This is a genomic window from Xanthomonas arboricola pv. juglandis (assembly GCF_001013475.1).
In the GTDB taxonomy this organism is placed as follows: Bacteria; Pseudomonadota; Gammaproteobacteria; order Xanthomonadales; family Xanthomonadaceae; genus Xanthomonas; species Xanthomonas arboricola.
The window spans coordinates 103,764-128,010 of the sequence record NZ_JZEF01000006.1 but is presented as its reverse complement, the minus strand read 5'-3'; the positions used below and the strand labels follow the sequence as shown (position 1 = coordinate 128,010).

The window sequence follows — 24,247 nt, the reverse complement described above, 5'->3', positions numbered from 1 at the left end:
CGCAACGGCGCGATGCGGCGCCCGATAGCCTTGGCTATAGCGACGAACGGTCTGCATGCCGGTGACCCAGGTAGCGAAAAACGCCGGGAAAGCCGCTGATGTGGGGTGTGCTGCAAGCAGTGCGAGATGGAAGCCTCATGTCTGGCTGCGCGTGCGTGAGCCAGCGCCTGCGTCGTGCTGTCTTTCCCGACGTCGTGCAGGAGTGCAGCGATCGGCAACGATGCCGCGATCTCCATGGCGTCTGGATTTGCACGGCTTGCGATGCCGCGCGTGCTGGCGAAGCCGTTGGGTGGAGTGCGATGGTCAGGCTGCCATCGCAGCGCTGCGGAAAGAGCGCGCTGCGCTCCACGCACAGGGCCGGCTGCGCTGCGGATAGACCGCAGAAGTCAGCCTTCGGAAGCGAGCAACAAGAAGCACCAGCGCCGACGCAGACTCCCGGCGCGGGCCGCGGCTACATCAACGCGGCGGAGATCTCTGCCGTTGCCGCGCACAGGGCCTGCAAGGCCGCGTGCGGGCCGACCAGCTCGGGGCGGCGCGCGATGAAGGGCACGGTGAGCGTGTAGGTCGCGCTGCCGCGTTGCAGGATCGGTGCGGTCAGGTCGACCACGCCCACCACCGCTTCGCTGGGTTGCATGGCGTAGCCATCGTTGCGGGCCTGCGCGGCGGCGGCGAGGAACTGCGCACGCTCGAACGGCACCTCGCTGGCGTCGAGCATGTCTAGCCAGCGCGCCTGCACCTCCGGCTGCTGGAACGCGAACAGCACCAGCCCGGAGCTGGAATGGGTCAGCGGGCGGCGGTGGCCCGGGCGCACCACCAGGCCCAGGTCGCTGGGTACGTCCATCTGCGCGATCACCACGATCTGGTCGCCGGACGGCGCCACCAGGTGGCAGGGCTGATAGATCGCATCGGCCAGCCGCCGCATCACCGGCAATGCCGCTTCGCTGATGCTCTGCACCTGTGGCTGCTGCATGCCGAGCATGAACAGCCGATTGGTCAATACATAGTCGCCCTCGCCGTCGCGGGTGAGATAACCGCGCTCCTCCAGCACCTGCAGCATGCGGAAGATCTCCCCGCGCGAGCGCCCGATGCCCTGCGAGATCGCGCCCATGCTCATCGGCTGCGCCTGGCGGGCGAGCAGCTCGAGGATGTCCAGACCCTTGTCCAGGGCAGGGGCGCGGTACTTGGCGGGTTCGGTGCTCATCCGTTTGCGGCTCCAGGCAAGGCTGCGGCGCGCCAGGGTACAGGCATCGCGGGCAGCGGTGAGATATGGCGCTGCGTGCAAATATAAACAAAGTTTTTATATTTGCATGGCGCTGGCGTGCGCAGTACGCTCGCCGCACAGCAACGCAAGCGCCACAGCCTTGGGAGGGGATCGGTCGCATGCATCACAGTGACATTGCCGCGTCACCGCGCGGCAACCTGGCGCGTACCGCCATGGTTCCCCTGTTGTTGATCGTCAGCCTGTTCTTTTTGTGGGGCATGGCCAACAACCTCAACGACATCCTGATCAAGCAGTTCAAGAAGGCCTTCGAGCTGACCGACCTGCAGGCAGGGCTGGTCCAGAGCGCGTTCTACCTGGGCTATTTCGTGTTCGCGATGCCGGCGGCGATGTTCATGCGCCGCTATAGCTACAAGGCCGCGGTGGTGCTCGGGTTGCTGCTATATGCCTGCGGCGCGTTCCTGTTCTATCCGGCCGCGCAGGTGCATACCTACTGGCTGTTCCTGCTGGCCTTGTTCGTGATCGCCAGCGGCCTGGCCTTCCTGGAAACCACCGCCAATCCGCTGGTGACCGTGCTCGGCCCGGCAGAAGGCGCGGCGCGGCGGCTGAATCTGGCCCAGGCATTCAACCCCTTGGGCTCGATCACCGGCGTGCTGGTGGGCCAGCACTTCATCTTCTCCGGGGTGGAACACACGCCGGCCGAACTGGCGGCAATGGCGCCCGCCGCGCGCGAGGCGTTCTTTGCCGCCGAATCCTCAGCCGTGCAGACGCCCTATCTGATCATCGGCGCCGTGGTGGTGCTGTGGGCGATCCTGATCGCGCTGGTGCGCTTTCCCACCGGCGCGCCGGAGAGCGATAGCGGCGTGGCGCCCAAGCGTGCACGCTTCGGCGAACTGCTGCGCAATCGGCGCTTCATGTTTTCGGTGGTGGCGCAGTTTTTCTACGTGGGTGCGCAGGTCGGTATCTGGAGTTATCTGATCCGCTATCTGCAGGATGCGGTGCCGGGCACGCCCGAAAAAACCGCGGCCACTTACCTGACCATCTCGCTGGTGCTGTTCATGGCCGGCCGCTTCATCGGCACCGCGCTGTTGCGCTATCTGGCGCCGGCCAGGTTGCTGGCGAGTTTTGCCGCGATCAATCTGGTGCTGTGTGCGGTGGCGATCGCCTTTCCCGGTTGGACCGGCTTGTACGCGCTGGTGGCTGCCAGCGTGTTCATGTCGGTGATGTTCCCGACCATCTTCGCGCTGGGCCTGGATGGCATGCATGACGATGCGCGCAAGCTGGGCTCGTCGTTGCTGGTGATGTCCATCATCGGTGGCGCGCTGCTGACGGCGGTGATGGGTGCGGTGTCGGACCTGGCCGGTATCCATTGGGCGATGGTGGTGCCGGGTGGGTGCTTTGCGGTGATCCTGCTGTTCGCGTTGCGTGCGCGCCGCGCTGCGCCGGTGGTTGCAGGAGTGGGCGCATGAGCACGCGGCGTCTGTGTTACGTGCTGGATCTGCACGACGATCCGCAGTTGATCGCCGAGTACGAGCGTTGGCATCGGCCCAGCGAGGTCTGGCCGGAAGTGGTGGCCTCGCTGCAGCGGGCCGGCATCCGGGAGCTGGAGATCTTTCGCAGCGGCGACCGCCTGGTGATGCTGATGGAGGTCGGCGACGACTACGATCCGGCGGCCAAGGCGGCGCGGGATGCGGCAGATCCGCGTATCCAGGCCTGGGAAGACTTGATGTGGCGGTTTCAAAAGCCGTTGCCTGGCAGTGCGCCGGGAGAGAAGTGGCGCGAGGCCGGGCGGATTTTTGCCTTGAGTGCGGCGGTTGAAGCGGCACAGGATTAGGGTGTTGGCCTGCGTTTTTTGCGGATGTGTTGGCTCCGCAGTGAGGCGCTGGTCTTGAGTGTCTTTGCTGCCGCTGCCGCCGGGTGTCGAAACAGGTGTCTTTTGCGGGCGCAGCGTGATTGGCGCAGTGCAGGCGTGACAGCTGCATCGCAGATGCGCCAGGCAGAAGCGGCTTCGGTCGCGATCGGGCAATCGGGAACGCCTGTCGCGGCTTGAGCCGCTCCTACGACACATCCTGCGATTAGATGATGCGGCGTGTTGGGTCACGCCTTCGCTGCGGCCAGGTCCTCGACCCGGAAGCGACTGTCGGGTGGCGGAATTCTGCGATCTGCGGCTGTCGTGCGCGTGCTACGTGCATAAGCGGCTTCGGTCGCGATCAGGCCATCGGGAAAGCCTGTCGCGGCTTGAGCCGCTCCTACGACATCCTGGGATTAGGTGAGGCGGTGCGTTGGATTAGGCCTTTGCCGTGGCCAAGTCCTCGACCCAGAAGCGGCCGTCGGGGTAGCTGAATTCCGCGATGGAGGCCGGGTGCATTTCGGCGGAGAAACCGGCGGCTTGCGGGGCCAGGTAGCGGCCGTGCTGGATGCGTACCGGGTCGAGGAAGTGCTGGTGCAGATGGTCGACAAATTCGATGGCGCGGTCTTCCATCTTGCCGGTGATGGCGACGAAGTCGGCCATGGCCAGATGTTGCACCAGTTCGCACAGGCCGACGCCGCCGGCATGCGGGAACACGCGGATGTTGAACTTGGCCGCCAGCAGCAGGATGGCGAGGTTTTCGTTGACGCCACCGACGCGCGCGGCATCGATCTGGATCAGATCCACCGCGCCGGCCTGCAGCAGTTGCTTGAACATCACCCGGTTCTGGGTGTGTTCGCCGGTGGAGACCGGCACCGGGGTGATGCCCTGGCGGATCGCGGCGTGGCCGAGCACATCGTCCGGGCTGGTGGGTTCCTCGATCCAGGCGATGTCGAATTCGGCCAGCTGGCGCATCCAGTCGATCGCCGGGCCCACGTCCCAGCGCTGATTGGCGTCCACCGCCATGGCGATGTCCGGGCCGATCGCCTCACGCGCCAGGCGGCAGCGGCGGATGTCGTCCTGCACGTTGGCGCCGACCTTGAGTTTGATGGTGCGGAAGCCGTCGGCCACCGCTTCCTTGGCCAGCCGCACCAGCTTCTCGTCGGAGTAGCCGAGCCAGCCGGGCGAGGTGGTGTAGGCGGGGTAGCCCTGTTCGATCAGCGTGGCGATACGTTGCGCGCGCTGCGGTTGTGCATCGCGCAGGATCGCCAGCGCTTCGTCGCGGGTGAGCGCGTCGGTGAGATAGCGGAAGTCGATGGTGTCGACCAACTGTTCCGGGCTGAGCTCAGCAATAAAGCGCCACAGCGGTTTTTTCGCTGCGCGTGCGGCCAGATCCCAGGCGGCGTTGATCACCGCGCCGATCGCCATATGCATCACGCCCTTTTCCGGGCCCAGCCAGCGCAGCTGCGAATCGTTGGTAAGCAGGCGGGCGAACGCGCCCAGATCGGCGATGACGTCTTCCACGCGCAGGCCGACCACGTGCTCGGCCAGTGCGGCCACCGCGGCGGTCTGCACATCGTTGCCGCGGCCGATGGTGAACACCAGGCCGTAGCCGGCCAGGTCATCCGGCGCATCGGTGCGCAGCACGACGTAGGCGGCCGAGTAATCCGGATCCGGATTCATCGCATCCGACCCATCCAGCTCGCGCGAGGTGGGGAAGCGGACGTCGTGGGTGTCGAGGGCGATGATGGTGCTCATGGAAGTCCTGGGCGATGGAAACGGGAAATAGGAAAACGGGCAAAAAAACGTAAGCAACGCAGTGCGCTTGCGCCCCTCTCCCCTCGGGAGAAGGGTTGGGGGTGAGGGTACGGACGCGAAGCGCCGACTATGTTGAAGCGCTGCAGGCACTCATGCGTTTGCAACGCAGATCAACGAACAACACAGATCAACGCATCACTGCACGACCAACTGCGTGTGGATACCAACGCGCGACAGCGCCTGGAAGTTCAACGCTCTCGCACGCCGCTTAAAAAATTTGCGCATGACACATCGACACACCTGCCGACATGTCACGCCTGACGACAAACGCACATCGCGACGAACTGCCTGGATATGTCGCTACGTACCCTCACCCCAACCCCGCTACGCGCCCCGGCCCGCGCTTGCGGCGCGGGCGCACCAACGCACGCGCGTCAGAGGCGCGCAAGCCGTGCCTTAGTGCCCCGACGGGAGAGGGGCTTTGGGCTGCTTCGTGCGGATACTTAGCCACTTACTTTCACTCAATCTTTTCTTCGAGAACCTAGGTCCGGGAAGGCATTGGCCTCAGGCAGCATCACGCGGATGCGCCACCACCGGCTGGCGCTGGCGGCCCAGGCCTTCGATCTCCAGTTCCATCACGTCGCCCGGCTTCAGGTAGACCGGCGGCTTCTGGCCCAGGCCCACGCCCGGCGGGGTGCCGGTGCTGATCACATCGCCCGGCATCAGCGTCATGTAGCGGCTGATGTGGCTGACCAGTTCGGCCACGCCGAACACCATCGTGCGGGTGCTGCCGTTCTGGTAGCGGTGGCCGTTGACCTCCAGCCACATCGACAGGTTCTGCGGGTCGGCGATTTCATCGCGGGTGACCAGCCATGGGCCGATCGGGCCGAAGGTGTCGGCGCTCTTGCCCTTGACCCACTGGCCGCCATGCTCGAGCTGGAACTCGCGCTCGGACAGATCGTTGATGACTGCGTAGCCGGCGACGTGGTTCAGTGCTTCGTCCACCGCCACATCGCGCGCCACATCGCCGATCACCACGCCCAGTTCCACTTCCCAGTCGCTCTTGACCGAGCCGCGCGGGATGATCACGGTGTCGTTGGGGCCGGTCACCGCAGTGGTGGCCTTCATGAAAAGGATCGGCATCTTGGGCACGTCCATGCCCGATTCGGCAGCGTGGTCGGCGTAGTTCAACCCCACGCAGATGAACTTGCCGATCTGCCCCACTGCCGCGCCATAGCGCAGCTCGCCTTCGAGCAGCGGCAGCGTGGACACGTCCAGCGCACGCAGTTTGTCCAGGCCGGCATTGGTGATGTGCTCGCCGGCCACATCGTCGATCACGCCGCTCAAATCGCGGATGCGGCCTTCGCCATCGATCAGGCCGGGACGTTCCTGGCCGGGGGCGCCAACGCGTACGAGTTTCATGCAGTCTTCCTTTGCAGGTGAGGAATGGAGCGGCCAGCAACGCTAGCGCGCATGCATCGGGTGGATAAGGACGGCGTGCTCAAATCAAGCCACTACAAGTCGCATCCGGCACTGGCCGTCCACGTTACGGTGCGCGGCACGGCGGTGCGTTGCCGCGCTTAGTTTGACCAGCCGCCATCGATGATGTGGGTCTGGCCGGTGGTGAACGACGATTCGTCCGAGGCCAGGTACACCACCAGCTGTGCGATCTCGCGCGGGTCGCCCAGGCGGCCCATCGGCTGGCGATCGGTGAAGCTCTTCCACACCGCCTGTTCGTCGCCGCCCAGCGCCTTGACGCGCTGGCCCAGCGACGGCGTCTTGATGGTGCCGGGGCAGATCGCGTTGCAACGCACGCCCTGGGCCACGTAATCGGCGGCAATGGCCTTGCTCAGGCCGATCACGGCGGCCTTGGTCACGCCATAGACGAAGCGGTTGGGCACGCCCTTGATGCTGGAGGCCACCGAGGACATGTTGATGATGCTGCCGCGGCCGCGTTCGAGCATGCCCGGCAGCACCGCCTTGCAGGTGTAGTACATCGCATCGACGTTGATCGAGAACGAGCGCCGCCAGGCCGGCTCGTCGCAATCGAGAATGCTGCCCTGGTGCACGAAGCCTGCGCAGTTGAACAGCACATCGAACGGGCCGTGCGCCGCGACCAGTGCGGCAACCGCCGCCGCGTCGGTGACATCCAGCAGCTGGGTGGTGATGGCCTCCGATTCGGCCGCCAGCGCCTGCAGGGCAGCGGCGTCGATATCGGTGGCGATCACCTGCGCACCGGCGCGTGCGCAGGCCAGCGCGCTTTCGCGGCCGATGCCGGCGCCGGCGGCGGTGATCAGGCAGCGCTTGCCATGCAGGCGGTCGTTGGGAGTTGCAGGGATCGAGACAGTCATACCGAAGAGGTTCCGTAGGTGGGGGCCGCCGGCCGTGGCAGACGATAGAACGTGCGTGCGTTGTCGCCGAACACCGCTTCGGCATGGCCGTCGGCGTATGTGGCGACCAGGTGCTGTGCGATGTCGAACCACTGCGCGTAATCGGCGCGCTGGGTCAGCACCGGCCAGTCGCTGCCCCACAGCACACGCTGCGGGCCGAAGCGTGCGAACAGATGCGCGACATACGGTGCCAGCGCCTCCACGCCGGCGCCGCGCGCCGCTTCGGTGAGCAGGCCGGAGAGTTTGCAGTGCACATTGGGATGCTGGGCCAGCGCGGCCATGCCGGCGGCCCAGGCGACGAATTCGCCCGCGGCGATCTGCGGCTTGCCGCCGTGATCGATGACCACGCGCAGCTGCGGATGGCGCTTCAGGCGTGCCTGCAGCGCCGGCACATGCACGCTGCGGATCAGGGCGTCGAAGGCCAGGTCGTGCGCGATCAGCGCATCGAAGGCGGCATCCAGTTCGGGCTGGGCCAGCCATTGCACATCGGCGATGTCCTGCACCATCGGGCGCAGGCCCTTGAGCACGCCGCCGCCGGCCTGCACCAGCGCGTCGATGCGCGCGGCGGCATCGGGCGCGGCGAAATCGACCCAACCGACCACGCCGGCAATACGCGCATCGGCGCGCGCCAGCTCGAACAGGTAACGGGTCTCGGCCTCGGTCGCGGCGGCCTGCACCACCACCACGCCCTCAATATCGGCAGCGTCCAGCGCGTGGCCGATATCGGCGGGGCCGAAGTCGCGATACAGCGGTGCCAGCTCGGGCGTCAGCCAGTGGTAATCGCCACGGGCCAGCTGCCAGAAATGCAGGTGTGCGTCGATGCGGCTCATGGCGTGGGCAGGTCCGCGTCGAGCAGGCCGCCATCGCGCAGGCGCTGCCACAGTGCCGGTGCGATTGCCGCCTGCAGACGTGCGGCGGCCGATTGCACCTCGGCCACCGTCCGCATGCCGGCCACCACCGTGGTCACCGCCGGATGTGCCAGCGGAAACTGCAACGCCGCCGCGCCGATATCCACCTCGAATGCCGCGCAGGCCGCGTACAGGCGCTGCGCATGCTGCAGGGTGGCGGCGTCGACCGGGGCATAGTTGTAGGTGGCGCCGGGGCCGCGTGCGTCGCTGAGCAGGCCGGAGCTGTACGGGCCGGCCGACAGGATCGCCACGTTGCGTTGCTGCGCCTGCTCGAGCAGGGCGCGGGCGCCGTGCTGTTCCAGCAGCGTGTAGCGGCCGGCCAGCATCACGCAATCGAGCGGAAAGCGTGGCAGCACCTCCAGTGCCACGTCCTGCTCGTTGACGCCCAGCCCGATCGCCCCGCAGGCACCGGCCGCCTTCAGCTCCGCCATCGCCGGCAAGGCCTCCTCCAAGGCCTGGCGCAGCACGTTGGCGTGGTTGTCGCCGTGGGTCAGCGCACCGATGTCGTGCAGCAGCAGCACGTCGATGTAGTCGGTGCCCAGGCGCTCCAGGCTGGAGGCGAACGCGCGCCGCACGCCGTCGGCGCTGTAGTCGAACTCGGCGCGGCGGCCCGCCACTGCAAAGCCGTCGCGCCCGGCGGCGGCCTGCGCATCGTCGTAGATGCAGCGGCCGACCTTGGTCGACAGCGTGTAGGCGCCGCGTGGCACGCCGGCCAGGCCACGGCCCAGGCGGGTCTCGCTCAGCCCGTAGCCGTAGTACGGCGCGGTATCGAAGTGGCGGATGCCGGCCTCGAACGCAGCCGCCACGGCGGCCAGTGCCTGGTCCTCAGCGACCTCGGCATACAGATTGCCGATCGGCGCGGCACCAAAGCCCAGTGCCGAGAGCTGCACGTCGGTGTTGCCCAGACGCTGCCGCGTAATGGTCACGCAGCACGCTCCGCGCAGCTGGCGGTCGCCGAACAGGTGCTGACGCAATCGTTGAAGCAGTCACTGGGCATCGCAACGTCCACCAGCCGGCCGGTGCCGGACTGTTCGCATATGAATATCGCAATCATAAGTGAACAGATCACGCTGCAGTGCAGCATCGCAGCTGGCGGCGTTCAGCACGTGGGTCCTGCATGGATTCCAGCACCTTGCCCGCGCGCAAGCTCCGCACGCCGTGGCAGCTGATCTATGTCGAAATCCGCAGCTGGCATGAGCGCTTCCTATAACGCCGCCTGCGCGGTTGCCCCGGTCCGATGCCTGGGGCTAGATACCAGCCCGTCCCGCACGAACGCACGCCCATGCCAACCACCACCCGCCGGGACCTGTTCAAGGTGCTTGCCGCCGGCGCCGTTGTCGCCCCGCTGTCGCCGGCCGCACTGGCGGGCGACGCGCGCGCGGGCTGCACCGGCACCCCGCAGTGGGCGCGCGGTATCGAAGGCCAGCGCAAGGCAGACCTGGGCAACGGCAGCTACCTCAATCCCATCGTGGCCGGCGATCACCCCGACCCCACCATCCTCAAGGATGGCGACGACTACTACATGACGTTTTCGTCGTTCCTTTCCTATCCGGGCATCGTGCTGTGGCATTCCACCGACCTGGTCAACTGGACGCCGCTCGGCCCGGCGCTGCGCAAGCAGCTGGGCACGATCTGGGCACTGGACCTGTGCAAGCACGATGGCCGCTATTTCATCTATATCCCGGCCAATCCGGACGACACCGGCTGGTCGATCTTCGTGATCTGGGCCGACGACATCCGCGGACCCTGGAGCGACCCGATCGATCTGCAGATCGCCGGCTGCATCGACCCCGGCCATGTGCTGGGCGAGGACGGCAAGCGCTACCTGTTCGTCAACGGCATCCGCAAGGTGCGCCTGCGCGACGACGGCCTGGCCACCGACGGGCAGGTGGAACCGGCCTACGCGCCCTGGCGCTATCCCGACGACTGGATCGTGGAGAACTTTGCCCCCGAAGGCCCCAAGCTGACCTGGCACGATGGGTGGCTGTACCTGGTCACCGCGGTCGGCGGCACCGCCGGTCCGGTCACCGGGCACATGGTCATCGCCGCGCGTGCGCGCTCGGTGCATGGGCCATGGGAGCACTGCCCGCGCAACCCGCTGGTGCGCACCCAGTCCGAACAGGAGCCGTGGTGGTCGCGCGGGCATGCCACGCTGGTGGAAGGGCCGCGTGGCGACTGGTGGATGGTCTATCACGGCTACGAAAACGGCTTCCGCACGCTGGGCCGGCAGACCCTGCTGGAGCCGATCGAGTGGACCGCCGATGGCTGGTTCCGCGCCACCGGTGGCGATCTGTCCAGGCCATTGCCCACGCCTGCACGCGCAAACGCCACCGGCAACGCGGCGCTCAGCGGCTTCGCCTTGTCCGACGATTTTTCCAGCGACAGGTTCGGCACCCAATGGAGCCTGCATGCGCCCGGGCCCGGCGAGCAGGCGCGCGTGCAACGGGCAGATCGGTCGCTCACGCTGGCCTGTTCCGGCAGCTCGCCGGCCGACAGCTCGCCACTGACCTGCGGCGTGCCCGATCGCGGCTACGTCGCCGAGGTCGCGCTGGAACTCATCGGCAATGCCGAGGGCGGCCTGTTGCTGTTCTACAACCACAAGGCCTTCGTCGGCATCGGCGTTACGCCCGACACCATCAAGACCTACGAGTATTCAGAAGAACTGGTGTGGGCACGCGCGCCCAACACGCACCGACGCATCCGCCTGCGTCTGAGCAACGAGGCGCACGTGGTGACCTTCGACTATTCGTTCGACGATGGCCGGCAGTGGATCCGCCACCCGACGCGCATGGAAATGTCCGGCTTCCACCACAACGTATTCGGCGGCTTCCTGAGCCTGCAGCTTGGCATCTACGCCGCACAGCAGGGCGCAGTGGTGTTGCGCGATTTCCGCTATCGCGCGCTGCGCTGAGCGCGGTGCTGCCGGCAAATGGCGGGGCCCGGGGGGACCCCGCCGTCAGACCTACAGCGACCGACCAAGCGTAACTGCGCAGTAGGTGTGATAGCCGCTGTCAGCCGCAGCAGTAGCAGACGTTGCCCTGCCCCAGGTCGCCGCCAAACTCCGGACATTCGGCTTTGCAGGCCCACGCACTACACGATTCGGTCTTCGGCTGTGCGTTATCGACCGCCATCACCTGAAACGCACCGAAACCGGTACTGGCCAGGAACGTGGCCGCCATCAACGCCGTCCGCAAGGTACCCCAACGCTTCTTCATGCATTACTCCTTCACCGTTGCCAAAGCCGCTGGCGCATCCGTGCGGCGCAAGGCGGCGACCAGGTCCTGCACCTGCTCCGTGGTATCGAAGACGCCAAGACGGGAATGGCGCACGCGCCCCTGCCCGTCGATGGCCATCAGCAGTGGCACGTTGCGCGCGCGAAACAGCATCAACGCGCGACGATCGGTCAACGTGACCACAGGGAAATCGAAGCCATGCACGTGCGCATAGCGCGCAGCCTGCGCCGCGTCGCACTGGCACACGCCGAGCAACTGCGGACGGCCGGGTAGATTGGCCTGTAAATGCTGCGCTGCACGCAGCACGGTGGGTGCCGAACGCTGGCAATACGGGCAGGTGGTGGTGAAGAAGAACAACACCTGCGCCTGTCCCTGCGTTACGCCTAGCAGATGGCGCTGGCCGGTGGTATCGGTGACCTCGATGCGCGGCACGTACATGCCGTCATACGGCGCGCTGACGCGGGCCTGCAGCAACTGCTGCTGCGCGCGCAGCTGCTTGTTCTGCCATGCCAGCACGGCGATCAATGCACAGGCAATCAGCAGCCCGATCCAGAGCCAGGGGAAACGTCGCGCCATGCCAGCTCCGTTAGCGTCATCAAGCCCGAGCCTTGCCCAGGCATGAGCTGATGGTCAATGGTGATATCGACAACTGCGATGTCGCGCGGTGCGGGGTTGTGGAGGCGGTCACGCCGCTGCGCTTGGGCTTGCCAGTCTCGCAGCGGTTGGCAGGGATCGATTGCGCAACTGTGATGTGGCGTGTCGATCAGAAGCACTGTCGGTGTCTGCGAGGCACGCAGCACTATCCGAACCATCGATGAGAGTGCGTGCGGCGACTGCGCGTGTTCCTACTATCAGTGGCTGCGAGCGTTACCGCCGTCATCTGATTCTGGCCGCTGGCACCGACCATTGCCGATTGATGACGCGGCGCCCTGCCGCCAGGCGAACACAAGCGGTGCGCGATCCATCAGCGCTGATCTGCAGCGCGGTTCCAATGTGCTGGCAGCAGGCAGACGCGCGTTCGGCTAGCGGGTGTTGGCCCCGCCGCTCACTCGACGCCGCGCACGAACAGCAGCTCCAGATCGCGCATCGGCACGAAGTCGGCCTCCCTGAACTGGAAGGTCAGCGGGTCGATCTTCTTCAGCGCGCCGTCGAAGCACAGGCTGAGGATGTCGCTGGCGGCCTGTTTGCGGATGGTCAGCTGGAAGTCCTTGATCGGGCCGTTCCAGTTCTTGCCGGTGGTCAGCACATAACGCAGGTTGGCCCAGCCCAGGCCGTGCGCACCCTCGCGCCGCTGCATGCTGGCCTTGGTGGCCGGTTCGATGCAGGTGCGCTTTGCATATGATTCCAGCAGGAACGCGCTGCCCTGCGGCACGCCGGTGGACAGGCTGGGCGCGTAGGCATGCCGGATCTGCACGCTGCCCCGTGCCGGGAAGAGCTGTTGCCAGACGAAGTACTCGCTGAGCGTGAAGCGCGGTTGCTGGTCCCGGTCGATCCAGCGCGCCGGCAACGGCGTGCGCCCGGTCGGCACGTTGCCCGATTCGGCGAACGCGGCGATATCGTCGGTGCTCCAGCCGGTGGCGGCGAATGCCTTGGAGATGTCGCTGCCATCGTCCAGCAACACCACCAGCTTGCGCGTGGTGGCCACCGGTTTGCCGTCCACCCACAGGTTGAAAGCGGTCAGTTCGCTGTGATCGGCCATGCCGAAATACATCGGCGGCATCGGGAAGGCGATCGGCACGCTCAATGCGCGCGCGCTGTGGTTGGTGAACACGTAGTCCACCTGCACGCGCTCCTCGCTGAGCAGCAGCGCTTCCTTGTCCATGCTGATATCGGGCTGATGCAACAGCCGGATGGTGCCGTTGTCATCGCCGAAGCTGCTGTCGTTGGCCTGCGCACTGCCGCAGCCGAGTGCGGCCAGCGCAAGGACCAACCCGAGCGGGCCGCGCGGAAAATAGAGTGGCTGCATGGATCCCCTGGTAACGGCACGCACCGACGCGCCGCAGGCGCACAGCATGCCACGCACCTGCGGATGCCGCAGCGCGGGCATGCACGGCATCAACTGCGCATGGCGTACAGTCGCACGCCCTGCGCACTCCAATCCCACGCTCCGATGCCTTCCCACGTTTCCCTGCTGGCTGTCGCCGCCTGCCTGTTGCTGCCACTGCAAGACAGCCTCGCTGCTGCGCCCGATCGCCACCAGCTTGCCGTCGTGGTCTCAAGCTGCACCGCCGATGCATACGGCAGCTGCCCGTCCTGGATGCCGTCGCAGCGTGAGATGCGCACGGTGATTGCCGATTACTTCTGCGAGGCGGCCGATCGCGGGCTGGTCCGGCCACGCGTGAGTCGCGTGGTGCGCGCGGAGACCTCGCAGGTCACCTGCGCTGCCCTGGGGACGGAAACCAACTCCAATATCGTGTGCGGAGGCGACATGCATTTCATCGGCCCCGACGGCCGCACCGATTTCGTCACCTTCAGCCCCACCATGCATCGCCAGGACGACGGGCGCTATGCGATCTATGAAGGCGAGGACGAAAACGAAAACGCGGTGTGGCATGTGCCCTCGCCGCAAAGTGCGTCGAAGGTCTGCACGGGCCAGCCGTTGCGTTGATTGCCGTCTGCGGTGGTGACCTCACGCGCCGCTTCGCTGAGGCGATCGGCCTTCGTTTTCGCAGGCCGGCCGACGAACGCGCTCAGTCTTCTTCGGGCGGCGGCAGCACGATGCCGTCGGCATCGATGGCGAGCTTGCCGGCCATCAGCACCGCCTGGGTACGGTTGGTGACGCCGAGCTTGCGCAGGATCGCGGTGACATGCGCCTTGATGGTGGCCTCGGACACGCCCAGGTCGTAGGCGATCTGCTTGTTGAGACGCCCGGCGCCGAGCATCTGCAGCACGCGGAACTGTTGCGGAGTGAGATCGCGCAGGCGCTGGCCCACTTCGCGTTCTTCGCTGTCGGTCGGCGGCAGGTTCTGCGCTTCGGCGGGGATCCAGCGCTCGCCATCGAGCACCGTGGCCAGGGCGCGGCCGATGGTGTCCGAATCGGCGGACTTGGGAATGAACCCGAACGCGCCATGGTCGATCGCACGCCGCATCACCGTCGGCTCTTCGCGTGCCGACACCACCACCACCGGCAGCTGCGGATGCAGCGAACGCATGTGCACCAGCGCGCTGAATCCCTGCGCGCCCGGCATGTTGAGATCCATCAACAGCAGATCGGCATCCGGTTGCGCATCGGCCAAGGTGTACAGCGCATCCACCGTGTCGGCCTCGAACAACTGCACCCCCGGCATCACGCGCTGCACAGCCCCGCGCAAGGCCTCACGGAACAGGGGATGGTCATCGGCGATCAGCAGGGTGGTCATGGAGGGGCTGGGAATCGGGAATTGGGAGTGGGGAATCGGGAATCGGGAATCGCAAAGGCAACAGCGAAGGCAGCAAGGCAAGCAACAGCAAGACGGCGACGGCGAGGTAACAGCGACGTCAGTGTGACGGGGTTGAAAATCAAGATCTGCAGTGGAGAGGAGTGGGCCGGGGACCGCTTTTATGAGTCCCCAATCCGAACATTTACTCCCCGCTCCTCAGGGAACGGCTCTAACCATTCCCCACTCCCGATTCCCCATTCCCGACGCGCGTCAGCGCGCCAACCGCTCGCTCACCAACGAATCCACCACCGACGGATCGGCAAGGGTCGAGGTGTCGCCGAGTTGGTCGGGGGCGTTTTCGGCGATCTTGCGCAGGATGCGGCGCATGATCTTGCCCGAGCGGGTCTTGGGCAGGCCCGGTGCCCACTGCAGGTGATCGGGCGAGGCGATCGGGCCGATTTCCTTGCGCACCCAGGTCACCAGTTCCTTGTGCAGTTCCTCGCTCGGGGTTTCGCCGGCGATCAAGGTCACGTAGGCATAGATGCCCTGGCCCTTGACGTCGTGCGGGAAGCCGACCACCGCCGCTTCGGCGACCTTCGGGTGCGAGACCAGCGCGCTTTCCACTTCGGCGGTGCCGATGCGGTGGCCGGACACGTTGATCACGTCGTCCACGCGGCCGGTGATCCAGTAATAGCCATCGGCATCGCGGCGGCAACCGTCGCCGGTGAAGTAGCTGCCCGGATAGGTGCGGAAGTAGGTGTCGATGAAGCGCTGGTGGTCGCCGTACACCGAGCGCATCTGTCCCGGCCACGAATCCAGCAGCACCAGGTTGCCTTCGGTGGCGCCTTCCAGGACCTTGCCTTCGGCATCCACCAGTGCCGGCTGCACGCCGAAGAACGGCAGGGTGGCCGAGCCGGGCTTGAGATCGACCGCGCCGGCCAGCGGCGAGATCAGGATGCCGCCGGTTTCGGTCTGCCACCAGGTGTCCACGATCGGGCAGCGGCTGTCGCCGACCACCTCGTAGTACCAGCGCCAGGCTTCCGGATTGATCGGCTCGCCGACGCTGCCGAGCAGGCGCAGGCTCTTGCGCGAAGTCTTCTTGACCGGCTCCTCGCCATCGCGCATCAGCGCGCGGATCGCGGTGGGTGCGGTGTAGAAGATGCTGACCTTGTGCTTGTCGATCACTTCCCAGAAGCGCGACACGGTCGGATAGTTCGGCACGCCTTCGAACATCACCGCGGTGGCGCCGTTGGCGAGCGGGCCGTAGACGATGTAGCTGTGGCCGGTGACCCAGCCCACGTCGGCGGTGCACCAGTAGATGTCGTCCTCGCGCAGGTCGAACACCACTTCGTGCGTGTAGCTGGCAAACAGCAGGTAGCCGGCGGTGGTGTGCAGCACGCCCTTGGGCTTGCCGGTGGACCCGGAGGTGTAGAGGATGAACAACGGATCTTCCGCGTTCATGCGCTCGGGTTCGCACGCGGCCGGCTGGCCGTCGACCACATCGTGGAACCAGCGATCGCGTGGTGCCTGCATCTCGACCGCACCACCGGTGTGACGCACGACGAGCACCGTTTCCACGGTGTTGGTGCCGGGCAGTTTCAGCGCCGCATCGACGTTGGCCTTGAGCGGAATCTTCTTGCCGCCGCGCAGGCCTTCGTCGGCGGTGATGATCAGCTTGCTCTGGCAATCGATCACGCGGTCGGCGATCGAATTGGCCGCAAACCCGCCGAACACCACCGAGTGCACCGCACCGATGCGTGCACAGGCGAGCATGGCCACGGCGGCATCGACGATCATCGGCAGGTAGATGGTGACCCGGTCGCCCTTCTTGACGCCCAGGTTACGCAGCGCATTGCCGAGCTTGCAGACGCGCTCGTACAGCTCGCGATAGGTGACCGGATAGGACTGCGCATCCGGGCTGTCGGGCTCGAACAACAGCGCGGTCTTGTCGCCGCGCGTGGCCAGCTGGCGGTCCAGGCAGTTGACGCTGGCATTGAGCTCGCCATCGCCGAACCAGCGGATATGGAAATCCTCCAGCGCGTAGCTGACGTCCTTCACCTGGGTGGGTTGCTTGAACCATTCCAGCCGCTGCGCGGCCTTGCCCCAGAATTGCTCGGGGTGTTCGATCGATTCGCGGTACAGCGTTGCGTACTGCTCGCGCGTAATGCGCGCATCGGCGGCGAACGCGGGATCGACGGGATAAACATCAGCCATGGCACCCTCACTTGCGATGAACTTGTCGGAAGAGGACGTTGCGGCTGCCCTCGGTAGGCAATCAGTGTGCCGCATCCATTCTGTCCCGGCGTTCAACCGCGCCTTAGACCTTGGTCTTAACCGCCGCAGCGCGCGATCGGAAATCGGTTGCCGACCCTGGTGCGACGATCGGTCACCTTGCGGAATGCTGCGTTGCAGCTACGACCAAAGGCGAATAGGCTCCAAAGCGCGGACTGCCTCACGCTCCGCACAGCATCGCCATCAAGCGCGAGGCCTTATCGGGGAGAGGGGTCCATGACACACCGTACTGCACCGTTGGTGCGCCATCCGCTGGCGGCTGCCTTGTTCGTGGCGAGCATCCTGCCGGGCGTGGCGTTCGCGCAGACCGCCAAGGAAAAGGCGCTGGAAGCACGCATTGCCGAGCTCGAGCGTCAGGTCCAGCTGCTGGTGTCGGCGCAGCAACAACAGCAGGGCCAGATCACGCAGACGCAGACCCAGGTGACCGAGGTGCGCGCTGCGCAGGCACAGGCACCGGCCGCGCCTGTGGTGCCGGCCGGCAAGCGGCCGATCCAGCTGACCAGCATCACACCGAACGCAGCGGCGGGGACAACGTTCCGTTACGGTGGTTTCATCAAGGCCGACTTCATGACCACCCGCACCTCCGACGGCGCATTGCCCGAAGGCGCGGTGGGCCGTTACCTGTACATCCCGACCCAGACGCCGGTCGGTGGCCAGGCCTCGAGCACCGATACCGACTTCCATGCCAAGTTCTCGCGCTTCAACCTGGGCGTGGACACCGTCACCGAAAACGGCGACAAGATCACCGGCTTCATCGAACTGGATTTCTTCGGCAACGCGCTGGCCAATCAGGTCAACAATCTGTACGGCGGCACCTTGCGCCACGCCTACGTGAGCTGGAACAACTGGCTGGCCGGCCAGACCTGGTCCAACTTCATCGATTCCACGATCCTGCCCGAGGCCGCCGACATCGTCGGACCGACCGACGGCGCACTGTTCAGCCGTCAGACCCAGATCCGCTACACCCGTGGCGCCTTCAGCGTGTCGGCGGAAAATCCCGAGACGCTGACCACGCCCTACCAGGGCGGCAACACCATCCTGGCCTCCGACCACGGTGCGATGCCGGACCTGACCGCGCGCTACAACTGGAAGGGCACCTGGGGCACGTTCGGCCTGTCGGCGATCGCGCGCCAGTACCGCACGCGCAGCGCGCTGACCAACGACACCGACTTCGGCGGCGCGATTGCCGGTGGCGGCCGCTGGATCATCAATTCCAACAACGATCTGCGCTACCAGCTCAGCTACGGCGAGGGCCTGGGGCGCTATCTGGGCCTGGGCAACGGCTCGGATGTGGAGATCGACATGGACGGCAATATCCAGACCGTCAGCACGATCGCCGGCTGGGTGGCCTGGCGCCACGACTACAACGCCAAGCTGCGCAGCACGATCATGTATTCGCGCGTGAACTACGACCACGACATCGCCAATACCGGCGCGCTTGCGAGCAAATCGCAGCAGAGCATCCGCGCCAACGTGTTCTATTCGCCGCTGCCCAAGGTCGATGTGGGCGCGGAGCTGATGTATGGCCGTCGCGAAGCCGAGAACGGCGACAGCGGCGACATTTCGCGCCTGCAATTCACCACCAAGTACAGCTTCTAGTTTCTGCCACCGGCGGCTCGTTCCACTGCGGTGGGACGGGCAAGGCCACCGTCGTTTTACCAGCGCTCTACCAGGAGACAGACAATGACCGTCTCGAATGACGCACTGATCGCCAAGATCGATGCCAATCCGAAGTACCACGCACTCAAGCGCCAGCGCAACGCGCTGGGCTGGACCCTCACCGTGCTGATGTTGCTGGCCTATTACGGCTACATCGGCCTGATCGCCTTCGACAAGGAATTCCTCGCCAAGCCGATCGGTGCCGGCGTGACCTCGATCGGCATTCCGATCGCGATCGGGGTGATGGTGTTCACCATCGTCATCACCGCCATCTACGTGCGCCGCGCCAACAACACCTATGACCAGCTGACCGCGCAGATCCTCGAGGAAGCCCGCAAATGAGCAAGTATTCGCGCCTTCTCCTGATCCTGGCCGGGCTGATGCCGGCCGGCATCGCGCTGGCCGCCGGCGGCGACATGGGCCAGGTCGACAAGCAGCCCACCAACTGGGTGGCGATCGGCATGTTCGGCTTCTTCGTGCTGGGCACCTTGTGGATCACCAAGTGGGCGGCGGCCAAGACCAAGTCGGCCTCCGACTTCTACACCGCCGGCGGTGGCATCACCGGCTTCCAGAACGGCCTGGCGATCGCCGGCGACTTCATGTCGGCGGCCTCGTTCCTGGGCATCACCGCGGCGGTAATGGCCAATGGCTACGACGGTCTGATCTATGCGATCGGCTTTCTGGTCGGCTGGCCGATCCTGACCTTCCTGATGGCCGAGCGGCTGCGCAACCTCGGCAAGTACACCTTCGCCGACGTGGCCGGCTATCGCTTCGCGCCGACCGCCATCCGCAGCTTTGCCGCGTCGGGCACGCTGGTGGTGGTGCTGTTCTATCTGATCGCACAGATGGTCGGTGCCGGTGCCTTGATCAAGCTGCTGTTCGGCCTGGACTACTGGGTGGCGGTGACCCTGGTCGGCGTGCTGATGATGGTCTACGTGCTGTTCGGCGGCATGACCGCCACGACGTGGGTGCAGATCATCAAGGCGGTGCTGTTGCTGACCGGCGTGACCTTCATGGCGGTGGCGATCATGTGGCACTTCAACTTCAGCTTCGAGGCGCTGTTTGCCGAGGGCGTGCGGGTGAAGACGGCCATTGCGGCCAATGGCGGTGCATCGCCGGAGGACGCGGCCAAGGCCGGCCTGTCGATCATGGGCCCGGGCGGCTTCGTGAAGGACCCGATCTCGGCGATCTCGTTCGGCATGGCGCTGATGTTCGGCACCGCCGGCCTGCCGCACATCCTGATGCGCTTCTTCACCGTTCCCGATGCCAAGCAGGCGCGCAAGTCGGTGCTGTGGGCCACCACCTGGATCGGCTACTTCTACATCCTGATCTTCATCATCGGCTTTGGCGCGATCGCGCTGGTGCTGACCAACCCGCAGTTCGCGGACGTCACTACCGGCACCATCCACGGCGGCAAGGGCGCGGCCAACATGGCAGCGGTGCTGGTCGGCAATGCGGTCGGCGGCAACGTGTTCATGGGCTTCATCTCGGCGGTGGCCTTCGCCACCATCCTGGCGGTGGTCGCAGGCCTGACCCTGTCCGGCGCCTCGGCGGTGTCGCATGACCTGTACGCCACGGTGATCAAGAAGGGCAATCCGGCGCCTGGTTCGGAGCTGAAGGTCTCGCGTGCCACCACCCTGGTGCTGGGCGTGATCGCAGTGCTGCTGGGCATCGTGTTCGAGAAGCAGAACGTGGCCTTCATGGTGTCGCTGGCGTTCGCCATCGCGGCCTCGGCCAACTTCCCGGTGCTGATCCTGTCGTTGTTGTGGAAGAACTGCACCACCCGCGGTGCGGTGGTCGGCGGTTTCCTGGGCCTGGTCTCCTCGCTGGTGCTCACCATCCTGTCGCCGTCGGTGTGGGTGGACACGCTGGGCAACGCAGCCGGTTCGGCGCCGTTCCCGTACACCTCGCCGGCGCTGTTCTCGATGACCATTGGTTTTGTCGGCATCTGGCTGTTCTCGATCCTGGATCACAGCCCGCAGGCCGCCAACGAACGTGCCGCGTTCAAGGCCCAGCAGATCCGTGCCGAAACCGGCCTGGGTGCCAGCGGTGCGTCGGGTCACTGACGCATCGGTCCATCGCTGGATGTAGCGCAGAACGCCGGCCCTTGTGCCGGCGTTCTGCGTTTTGGCAAACGCTTGCGGTCAGCTGCACAACGCCCGCTGCGCGGGTATGCGGAGCTGCAACTTTAGTGGAGCCGGCAAGCACCAATGTGCTGCTGCCGCGTGCATCGCAGCGCATGCCATGCATCACTGCGCATCGCCGCGCCACATCGCGCATGCGCGACAGATCGCCATCTCGCAGAAACAATTAATTCATGGAGAGTGACTAAATTGGCCAGCAAGCCGAACGCTGATCACGCGCGGCTTGGCCTCTCCCCCGGTATCGACCGGCTGGTGAGTGCGCTGCAAGCGAGTTCGCCGATGGCGTCGACCCCTCGGCTCTCGTCCATCCCTTGCCTTTCTTGCCTCTACAACCGGGACATAGACCATGCCGACCGCTCTCGTTCCACATCCGCTTGCCCGTGCCTGCCGCCTGCTTGGCGCACTGGCCGTGCTGGCTGCAATGCCGCAACTTGCTGCGGCATCGTGCGGCAACACCGCCCACAAGATGGCCGAAATCCTCAACGACACATTCACCGCCGACACCCTGGTCCTGGCCCATCGCGGCCTGTGGGGCAAATATTCCGGTGATGCAGCGCTTCCGGAAAATTCCAGCCGCGCGGTGCTCACCGCCGACGTCCAGTGCATGGACGGTGTGGAGCTGGACGTCAAGATCACCCAGGACGGCATGCCGATACTGATGCACGATTTCAATCTTGGCCGCACCACCGACGTGTATGCAGTGGTGGGCGGAGGAAAGTACAACCCGGCAACCAATCAGGGCGCCAACCCGACCGTCAGCAGCCTGCCGCTGGCCACGATCAAGAGGCTGCATCTGCTCACGCCCGACCGCAGCACCGTCACCGGTTGGCAGGTCTACAGCCTGGACGAGCTGTTCGCGTACTGGAAGAACAACAACATGCAGCTGCCGTTGATCTTCGACGTCAAGACGGCCGATGGCGTACGTGCCGTGCATACCGCTGCATTGCGCGCATTCCCCAACCATCCCGAGCAGGTGGTGGCGATGAAGGTCAATGCCACGTTGTTCCCGCATCCGGCAGCATTTGTCGGCAACTCCAGGTACGTGCACGCCATCCCGGTCTACACCACCAACATGCTGTCGAGCATCGACGTGCCGGCCAGCCGGGTCGAGTGGCAGAGCTATGCACATACGCTGGAGATCAACGTCAAGCAGGACGATGGCCTGCTGCAAGGCCAGAAGAATGCCGCGCGTGCCGAAGGCAAGCGCATCGGCGTGTTCCAGGCCATTCCCGATGGTCCGGTGGCCGGCAAGTTCTACAACAACAACGGCTCGTGCTGTTACACGCTGGCGGAAAAATTCGCTCCGGCTTACCAGGGAAATGCCGATACCGCCGACCATCGCGGAGATACCGGCTTCCGGATGTCGCAGCGCTTCGGGCCGATCACCACCGACGACCCGAAGACCACCATGCGCGTGCTCAAGACCAACGGCCGACGCGTATCGCATTACGCGCCGTAACAGGCTGATCGTATGAGAGGTGCCCGGTGTGGAGGCTCGACCCTACACCGGGCACCGCATGGTTCGATCGCCACGATGCGACTCTTTTGAAGGAAACCTCATGTCAGATGCTGGAGTGGTTTCAATGACGTCGGCAAGCATGAAGATGGGTTGGCGTTGGCTGCTGGGCGCAACGACGACCGCTACCTGTCTGCTCGCTGCGCGGCTGCCCATGTCGGCTGGCGCGATGTCAGCAGGTGCTGCTGCGCCGGTCGGGCAGGACTCGCACCCGGGTCAGGACCGTGTTGCCTCGCAGATCGAGCGCGAGGTGCTGGTCGAACGTGCCAAAGCAGATGGACTCGCCGACGACCCGCAGCTAGCAGCCATGGTGCGCGCCGATCCCGATCCGGACACGGTGCTGGCGCAGGCCGAACGCAATCGCCTGTTGCTGGATGCGACGATCACCCAGGCCCAGATCGCGCAACGCTTCGCTGAGCGGCCCGGCGATTTCGACGAGTTCCGGCTCAGCCATCTCTTTATCGCAGAGCAGCCCGACAGCGGTGCGCGTGCCGGGCATCCATTGAGTCAGGCGCAGGCACTGGCGCGCGCGCAGGCGCTGCGTCGCCGCGTGGACGCCGGAGCGGATTTCGGCCAGCTGGCCAGCAGCGACTCCGACGATGCGGCCACTGCGCACGAGGGCGGCCAGCTGTCGTCGATGTTCGGCCTGTATCTGGCCAAGCCGTTCGAGGCGGCGGTGCGTGCGTTGACGCCCGGTCAGGTCTCACCGCCGGTGCGTGGGCCGGGCGGGTATCACCTGATCCGGCTGGAGGAAAAACACGTTGCGACCCTGGACAACGTCGGCGCCATGATCGAGGCGCAGCTACGCGAAGAAGCACGTGACCGCGCCATCGCGCAGCTGGCGCAGGCGCATTCGGCTAGGTTGGACGCTGCCGCTGCATCGGGCCATGCAGCGCAGCCTGCCGACAACCGCGACCGCCAGGCCCTGCAATGACCACGCGTCGTGCCACGCATGCACGCTGGCTCGGATTGGCATGGGCCGCTGCGCTGTGCTGTGCGCCGGTGGCGCACCTTCGCCACCGGCGCCGATGCACAAGGACACCCCAGCGCAGGCGACATCCGCTGCAGGTGCAGGTGCAGGTTCGCACGCTGCTGCGGCGAGTGCATCGGGCAGCGCTGCGGCCGGCTACGCGCGTGCGCAACGGTATGCACGCTGCGCATTGATCGCCGAGACGTCGCAGCCCACGCGCGATGGGATCGAACTGGACGATATCGACCGACTCGGCGACGCTGCGACGGCAGGCGCCGGAAACCGGTTGGACCCGCAGGCGCTGCAGCGCGCGGCATGCCGTCACGTCGGGGCCGGCGAATACGCACAGGTGGATCAACTGTTGCGTCAGTCGGCCGCCGCCGGCAATGTGGATGCGCAGATCGAGCTGCTGCGTCGGCGGGCAAGCGCCGTGCTGGAGCGTCAGGTGCCTGCGGCGGCAGACGGCCTGTTGGCGCCGCCGTCTGCTTCCGATCATGCCGAGGCAGACCAGGTGCTGGTGGCGCTGGAAGACTTGGCCATGCGTGGTCATCGCGCTGCCATGCCGGTGCTTGATCAATTGCTGTCATCGCCGCTGCCGGGCACCGCCGAATCGCTGTATGGCGACGCCTGGCGGCTGGTCGCCGAGCAGCCGTTCGGGCATCCCTTGCCGGACGCACAACCGCTACCTGGCGAAGCGATGTTCGAAGACATGGATGCGCACACCAAACAGCAGGTGGTTGCACTGGCCCGCGAGCTGCATGCGCACTGCTGTGCGGGTCAGGGCGCTGGCCAACGGGAGTGAAGCAGGCCTGCGGTTGTCGCAGCGTCGTCTGCGCATCGCGTCCAGCCCCTGACGGCGTTGCCGCCGCTACGCGGTCTCGTGCTGAAGCATCGTCAATGGCGCGCTGCGCTCGCCCGCGTCCGATGACGCAGCAAGCATTGCGCCAGCA

General features: G+C 65.8%; 21 protein-coding genes. 10 read left to right on the top strand and 11 right to left on the bottom strand.

The features are described from left to right. Nucleotides 1-451: 451 nt before the first annotated feature. Nucleotides 452-1,201, bottom strand: coding sequence for an IclR family transcriptional regulator (locus XARJCFBP2528_RS19845; protein WP_016901778.1), 750 nt, complete (start codon nt 1,199-1,201; stop codon nt 452-454). Between the two features lie 179 nt (nt 1,202-1,380). Between XARJCFBP2528_RS19845 and fucP the strand changes: the two genes are divergently transcribed. Then, complete coding sequence (fucP, locus tag XARJCFBP2528_RS19840) at nt 1,381-2,688, top strand: L-fucose:H+ symporter permease (RefSeq protein WP_016901779.1); 1,308 nt, start codon at nt 1,381-1,383, stop codon at nt 2,686-2,688. Further along, nucleotides 2,685-3,053 carry an L-fucose mutarotase gene (locus XARJCFBP2528_RS19835; RefSeq protein ID WP_016901780.1) on the top strand — a complete coding sequence of 123 codons (369 nt, stop codon included), beginning with the start codon at nt 2,685-2,687 and terminating at the stop codon, nt 3,051-3,053. The genes fucP and XARJCFBP2528_RS19835 overlap by 4 nt, the downstream gene beginning before the upstream one ends. Nucleotides 3,054-3,506: 453 nt before the next feature. On the opposite strand, the gene XARJCFBP2528_RS19830 is transcribed toward XARJCFBP2528_RS19835, so the two are convergent. The 5 genes from XARJCFBP2528_RS19830 to XARJCFBP2528_RS19810 all read right to left on the bottom strand — a co-directional run bounded on the left by XARJCFBP2528_RS19830 (nt 3,507) and on the right by XARJCFBP2528_RS19810 (nt 9,050). Continuing rightward, on the bottom strand, nt 3,507-4,826 hold the full coding sequence (locus tag XARJCFBP2528_RS19830) for an L-fuconate dehydratase (protein WP_016901781.1): 1,320 nt from the start codon (nt 4,824-4,826) through the stop codon (nt 3,507-3,509). Nucleotides 4,827-5,390: 564 nt separating this feature from the next. Continuing rightward, the gene (locus tag XARJCFBP2528_RS19825; protein ID WP_016901782.1) at nt 5,391-6,248 is read right to left on the bottom strand and encodes a fumarylacetoacetate hydrolase family protein; all 858 of its coding nucleotides are present in this window, start codon (nt 6,246-6,248) and stop codon (nt 5,391-5,393) included. 158 nt (nt 6,249-6,406) lie between these two features. Then, the gene (locus tag XARJCFBP2528_RS19820) at nt 6,407-7,177 is read right to left on the bottom strand and encodes an SDR family oxidoreductase (RefSeq protein WP_039521219.1); all 771 of its coding nucleotides are present in this window, start codon (nt 7,175-7,177) and stop codon (nt 6,407-6,409) included. Continuing rightward, a complete protein-coding gene (locus XARJCFBP2528_RS19815) occupies nt 7,174-8,046 on the bottom strand; it encodes an amidohydrolase family protein (protein ID WP_047125025.1) in 873 nt (290 codons plus the stop codon). Before XARJCFBP2528_RS19815 ends, XARJCFBP2528_RS19820 begins: the two co-directional genes overlap by 4 nt. Further along, nucleotides 8,043-9,050: an aldo/keto reductase gene (locus XARJCFBP2528_RS19810; RefSeq protein ID WP_047125055.1), complete on the bottom strand. Its 1,008-nt coding sequence runs from the start codon at nt 9,048-9,050 to the stop codon at nt 8,043-8,045. The genes XARJCFBP2528_RS19815 and XARJCFBP2528_RS19810 overlap by 4 nt, the downstream gene beginning before the upstream one ends. 356 nt (nt 9,051-9,406) lie before the next feature. Between XARJCFBP2528_RS19810 and XARJCFBP2528_RS19805 the strand changes: the two genes are divergently transcribed. Then, complete coding sequence (locus tag XARJCFBP2528_RS19805) at nt 9,407-11,035, top strand: family 43 glycosylhydrolase (RefSeq protein ID WP_016901787.1); 1,629 nt, start codon at nt 9,407-9,409, stop codon at nt 11,033-11,035. 100 nt (nt 11,036-11,135) lie between these two features. On the opposite strand, the gene XARJCFBP2528_RS19800 is transcribed toward XARJCFBP2528_RS19805, so the two are convergent. The 3 genes from XARJCFBP2528_RS19800 to XARJCFBP2528_RS19790 all read right to left on the bottom strand — a co-directional run bounded on the left by XARJCFBP2528_RS19800 (nt 11,136) and on the right by XARJCFBP2528_RS19790 (nt 13,323). Next, on the bottom strand, nt 11,136-11,339 hold the full coding sequence (locus XARJCFBP2528_RS19800) for a hypothetical protein (protein ID WP_016901788.1): 204 nt from the start codon (nt 11,337-11,339) through the stop codon (nt 11,136-11,138). A gap of 3 nt (nt 11,340-11,342) precedes the next feature. Continuing rightward, on the bottom strand, nt 11,343-11,906 hold the full coding sequence (locus XARJCFBP2528_RS19795; protein WP_180973956.1) for a peroxiredoxin family protein: 564 nt from the start codon (nt 11,904-11,906) through the stop codon (nt 11,343-11,345). Nucleotides 11,907-12,402: 496 nt separating this feature from the next. Then, on the bottom strand, nt 12,403-13,323 hold the full coding sequence (locus XARJCFBP2528_RS19790) for a DUF4424 family protein (protein WP_047125054.1): 921 nt from the start codon (nt 13,321-13,323) through the stop codon (nt 12,403-12,405). 63 nt (nt 13,324-13,386) lie between these two features. Between XARJCFBP2528_RS19790 and XARJCFBP2528_RS19785 the strand changes: the two genes are divergently transcribed. Then, nucleotides 13,387-13,965 (top strand): hypothetical protein, encoded by a 579-nt coding sequence (locus tag XARJCFBP2528_RS19785; RefSeq protein ID WP_235444132.1) that lies wholly within the window; start codon nt 13,387-13,389, stop codon nt 13,963-13,965. Nucleotides 13,966-14,047: 82 nt separating this feature from the next. On the opposite strand, the gene XARJCFBP2528_RS19780 is transcribed toward XARJCFBP2528_RS19785, so the two are convergent. Then, on the bottom strand, nt 14,048-14,716 hold the full coding sequence (locus tag XARJCFBP2528_RS19780; RefSeq protein ID WP_016901792.1) for a response regulator transcription factor: 669 nt from the start codon (nt 14,714-14,716) through the stop codon (nt 14,048-14,050). A gap of 270 nt (nt 14,717-14,986) precedes the next feature. Further along, nucleotides 14,987-16,930, bottom strand: coding sequence for an acetate--CoA ligase (gene acs, locus XARJCFBP2528_RS19775; RefSeq protein WP_047125023.1), 1,944 nt, complete (start codon nt 16,928-16,930; stop codon nt 14,987-14,989). A 294-nt stretch (nt 16,931-17,224) separates the two neighbouring features. Between acs and XARJCFBP2528_RS19770 the strand changes: the two genes are divergently transcribed. The 6 genes from XARJCFBP2528_RS19770 (at nt 17,225) to XARJCFBP2528_RS21715 (ending at nt 24,099) form a co-directional block, all read left to right on the top strand. Continuing rightward, nucleotides 17,225-18,607 carry a DcaP family trimeric outer membrane transporter gene (locus tag XARJCFBP2528_RS19770; RefSeq protein ID WP_047125022.1) on the top strand — a complete coding sequence of 461 codons (1,383 nt, stop codon included), beginning with the start codon at nt 17,225-17,227 and terminating at the stop codon, nt 18,605-18,607. An 84-nt stretch (nt 18,608-18,691) separates the two neighbouring features. After that, the gene (locus XARJCFBP2528_RS19765; RefSeq protein WP_039521212.1) at nt 18,692-19,009 is read left to right on the top strand and encodes a DUF485 domain-containing protein; all 318 of its coding nucleotides are present in this window, start codon (nt 18,692-18,694) and stop codon (nt 19,007-19,009) included. Beyond that, nucleotides 19,006-20,733, top strand: a complete 1,728-nt coding sequence (locus tag XARJCFBP2528_RS19760) for a cation acetate symporter (RefSeq protein WP_024937572.1) — start codon at nt 19,006-19,008, stop codon at nt 20,731-20,733. Before XARJCFBP2528_RS19765 ends, XARJCFBP2528_RS19760 begins: the two co-directional genes overlap by 4 nt. A 499-nt stretch (nt 20,734-21,232) precedes the next feature. Continuing rightward, a complete protein-coding gene (locus tag XARJCFBP2528_RS19755; protein ID WP_016901798.1) occupies nt 21,233-22,270 on the top strand; it encodes a glycerophosphodiester phosphodiesterase family protein in 1,038 nt (345 codons plus the stop codon). Nucleotides 22,271-22,394: 124 nt separating this feature from the next. Then, nucleotides 22,395-23,261 (top strand): peptidylprolyl isomerase, encoded by an 867-nt coding sequence (locus XARJCFBP2528_RS19750; protein ID WP_230724062.1) that lies wholly within the window; start codon nt 22,395-22,397, stop codon nt 23,259-23,261. 40 nt (nt 23,262-23,301) lie between these two features. Beyond that, nucleotides 23,302-24,099 (top strand): hypothetical protein, encoded by a 798-nt coding sequence (locus tag XARJCFBP2528_RS21715; protein ID WP_053052093.1) that lies wholly within the window; start codon nt 23,302-23,304, stop codon nt 24,097-24,099. The last annotated feature ends 148 nt before the right edge of the window (nt 24,100-24,247 follow it).

What these genes read in the sequence shown, in the direction of transcription:
- fucP (WP_016901779.1), top strand. Translation starts at nt 1,381, where the DNA reads ATGCATCACAGTGACATTGCCGCGTCACCGCGCGGCAACCTGGCGCGT.
- XARJCFBP2528_RS19835 (WP_016901780.1), top strand. Translation starts at nt 2,685, where the DNA reads ATGAGCACGCGGCGTCTGTGTTACGTGCTGGATCTGCACGACGATCCG.
- XARJCFBP2528_RS19750 (WP_230724062.1), top strand. Translation starts at nt 22,395, where the DNA reads ATGACGTCGGCAAGCATGAAGATGGGTTGGCGTTGGCTGCTGGGCGCA.
- XARJCFBP2528_RS19825 (WP_016901782.1), bottom strand. Translation starts at nt 6,248, where the DNA reads ATGAAACTCGTACGCGTTGGCGCCCCCGGCCAGGAACGTCCCGGCCTG.
- XARJCFBP2528_RS19785 (WP_235444132.1), top strand. Translation starts at nt 13,387, where the DNA reads ATGCCGCAGCGCGGGCATGCACGGCATCAACTGCGCATGGCGTACAGT.
- XARJCFBP2528_RS19830 (WP_016901781.1), bottom strand. Translation starts at nt 4,826, where the DNA reads ATGAGCACCATCATCGCCCTCGACACCCACGACGTCCGCTTCCCCACC.
- XARJCFBP2528_RS21715 (WP_053052093.1), top strand. Translation starts at nt 23,302, where the DNA reads ATGGGCCGCTGCGCTGTGCTGTGCGCCGGTGGCGCACCTTCGCCACCG.
- XARJCFBP2528_RS19780 (WP_016901792.1), bottom strand. Translation starts at nt 14,716, where the DNA reads ATGACCACCCTGCTGATCGCCGATGACCATCCCCTGTTCCGTGAGGCC.
- XARJCFBP2528_RS19755 (WP_016901798.1), top strand. Translation starts at nt 21,233, where the DNA reads ATGCCGCAACTTGCTGCGGCATCGTGCGGCAACACCGCCCACAAGATG.
- XARJCFBP2528_RS19790 (WP_047125054.1), bottom strand. Translation starts at nt 13,323, where the DNA reads ATGCAGCCACTCTATTTTCCGCGCGGCCCGCTCGGGTTGGTCCTTGCG.
- acs (WP_047125023.1), bottom strand. Translation starts at nt 16,930, where the DNA reads ATGGCTGATGTTTATCCCGTCGATCCCGCGTTCGCCGCCGATGCGCGC.
- XARJCFBP2528_RS19800 (WP_016901788.1), bottom strand. Translation starts at nt 11,339, where the DNA reads ATGAAGAAGCGTTGGGGTACCTTGCGGACGGCGTTGATGGCGGCCACG.
- XARJCFBP2528_RS19770 (WP_047125022.1), top strand. Translation starts at nt 17,225, where the DNA reads ATGACACACCGTACTGCACCGTTGGTGCGCCATCCGCTGGCGGCTGCC.
- XARJCFBP2528_RS19815 (WP_047125025.1), bottom strand. Translation starts at nt 8,046, where the DNA reads ATGAGCCGCATCGACGCACACCTGCATTTCTGGCAGCTGGCCCGTGGC.
- XARJCFBP2528_RS19765 (WP_039521212.1), top strand. Translation starts at nt 18,692, where the DNA reads ATGACCGTCTCGAATGACGCACTGATCGCCAAGATCGATGCCAATCCG.
- XARJCFBP2528_RS19845 (WP_016901778.1), bottom strand. Translation starts at nt 1,201, where the DNA reads ATGAGCACCGAACCCGCCAAGTACCGCGCCCCTGCCCTGGACAAGGGT.
- XARJCFBP2528_RS19760 (WP_024937572.1), top strand. Translation starts at nt 19,006, where the DNA reads ATGAGCAAGTATTCGCGCCTTCTCCTGATCCTGGCCGGGCTGATGCCG.
- XARJCFBP2528_RS19820 (WP_039521219.1), bottom strand. Translation starts at nt 7,177, where the DNA reads ATGACTGTCTCGATCCCTGCAACTCCCAACGACCGCCTGCATGGCAAG.
- XARJCFBP2528_RS19805 (WP_016901787.1), top strand. Translation starts at nt 9,407, where the DNA reads ATGCCAACCACCACCCGCCGGGACCTGTTCAAGGTGCTTGCCGCCGGC.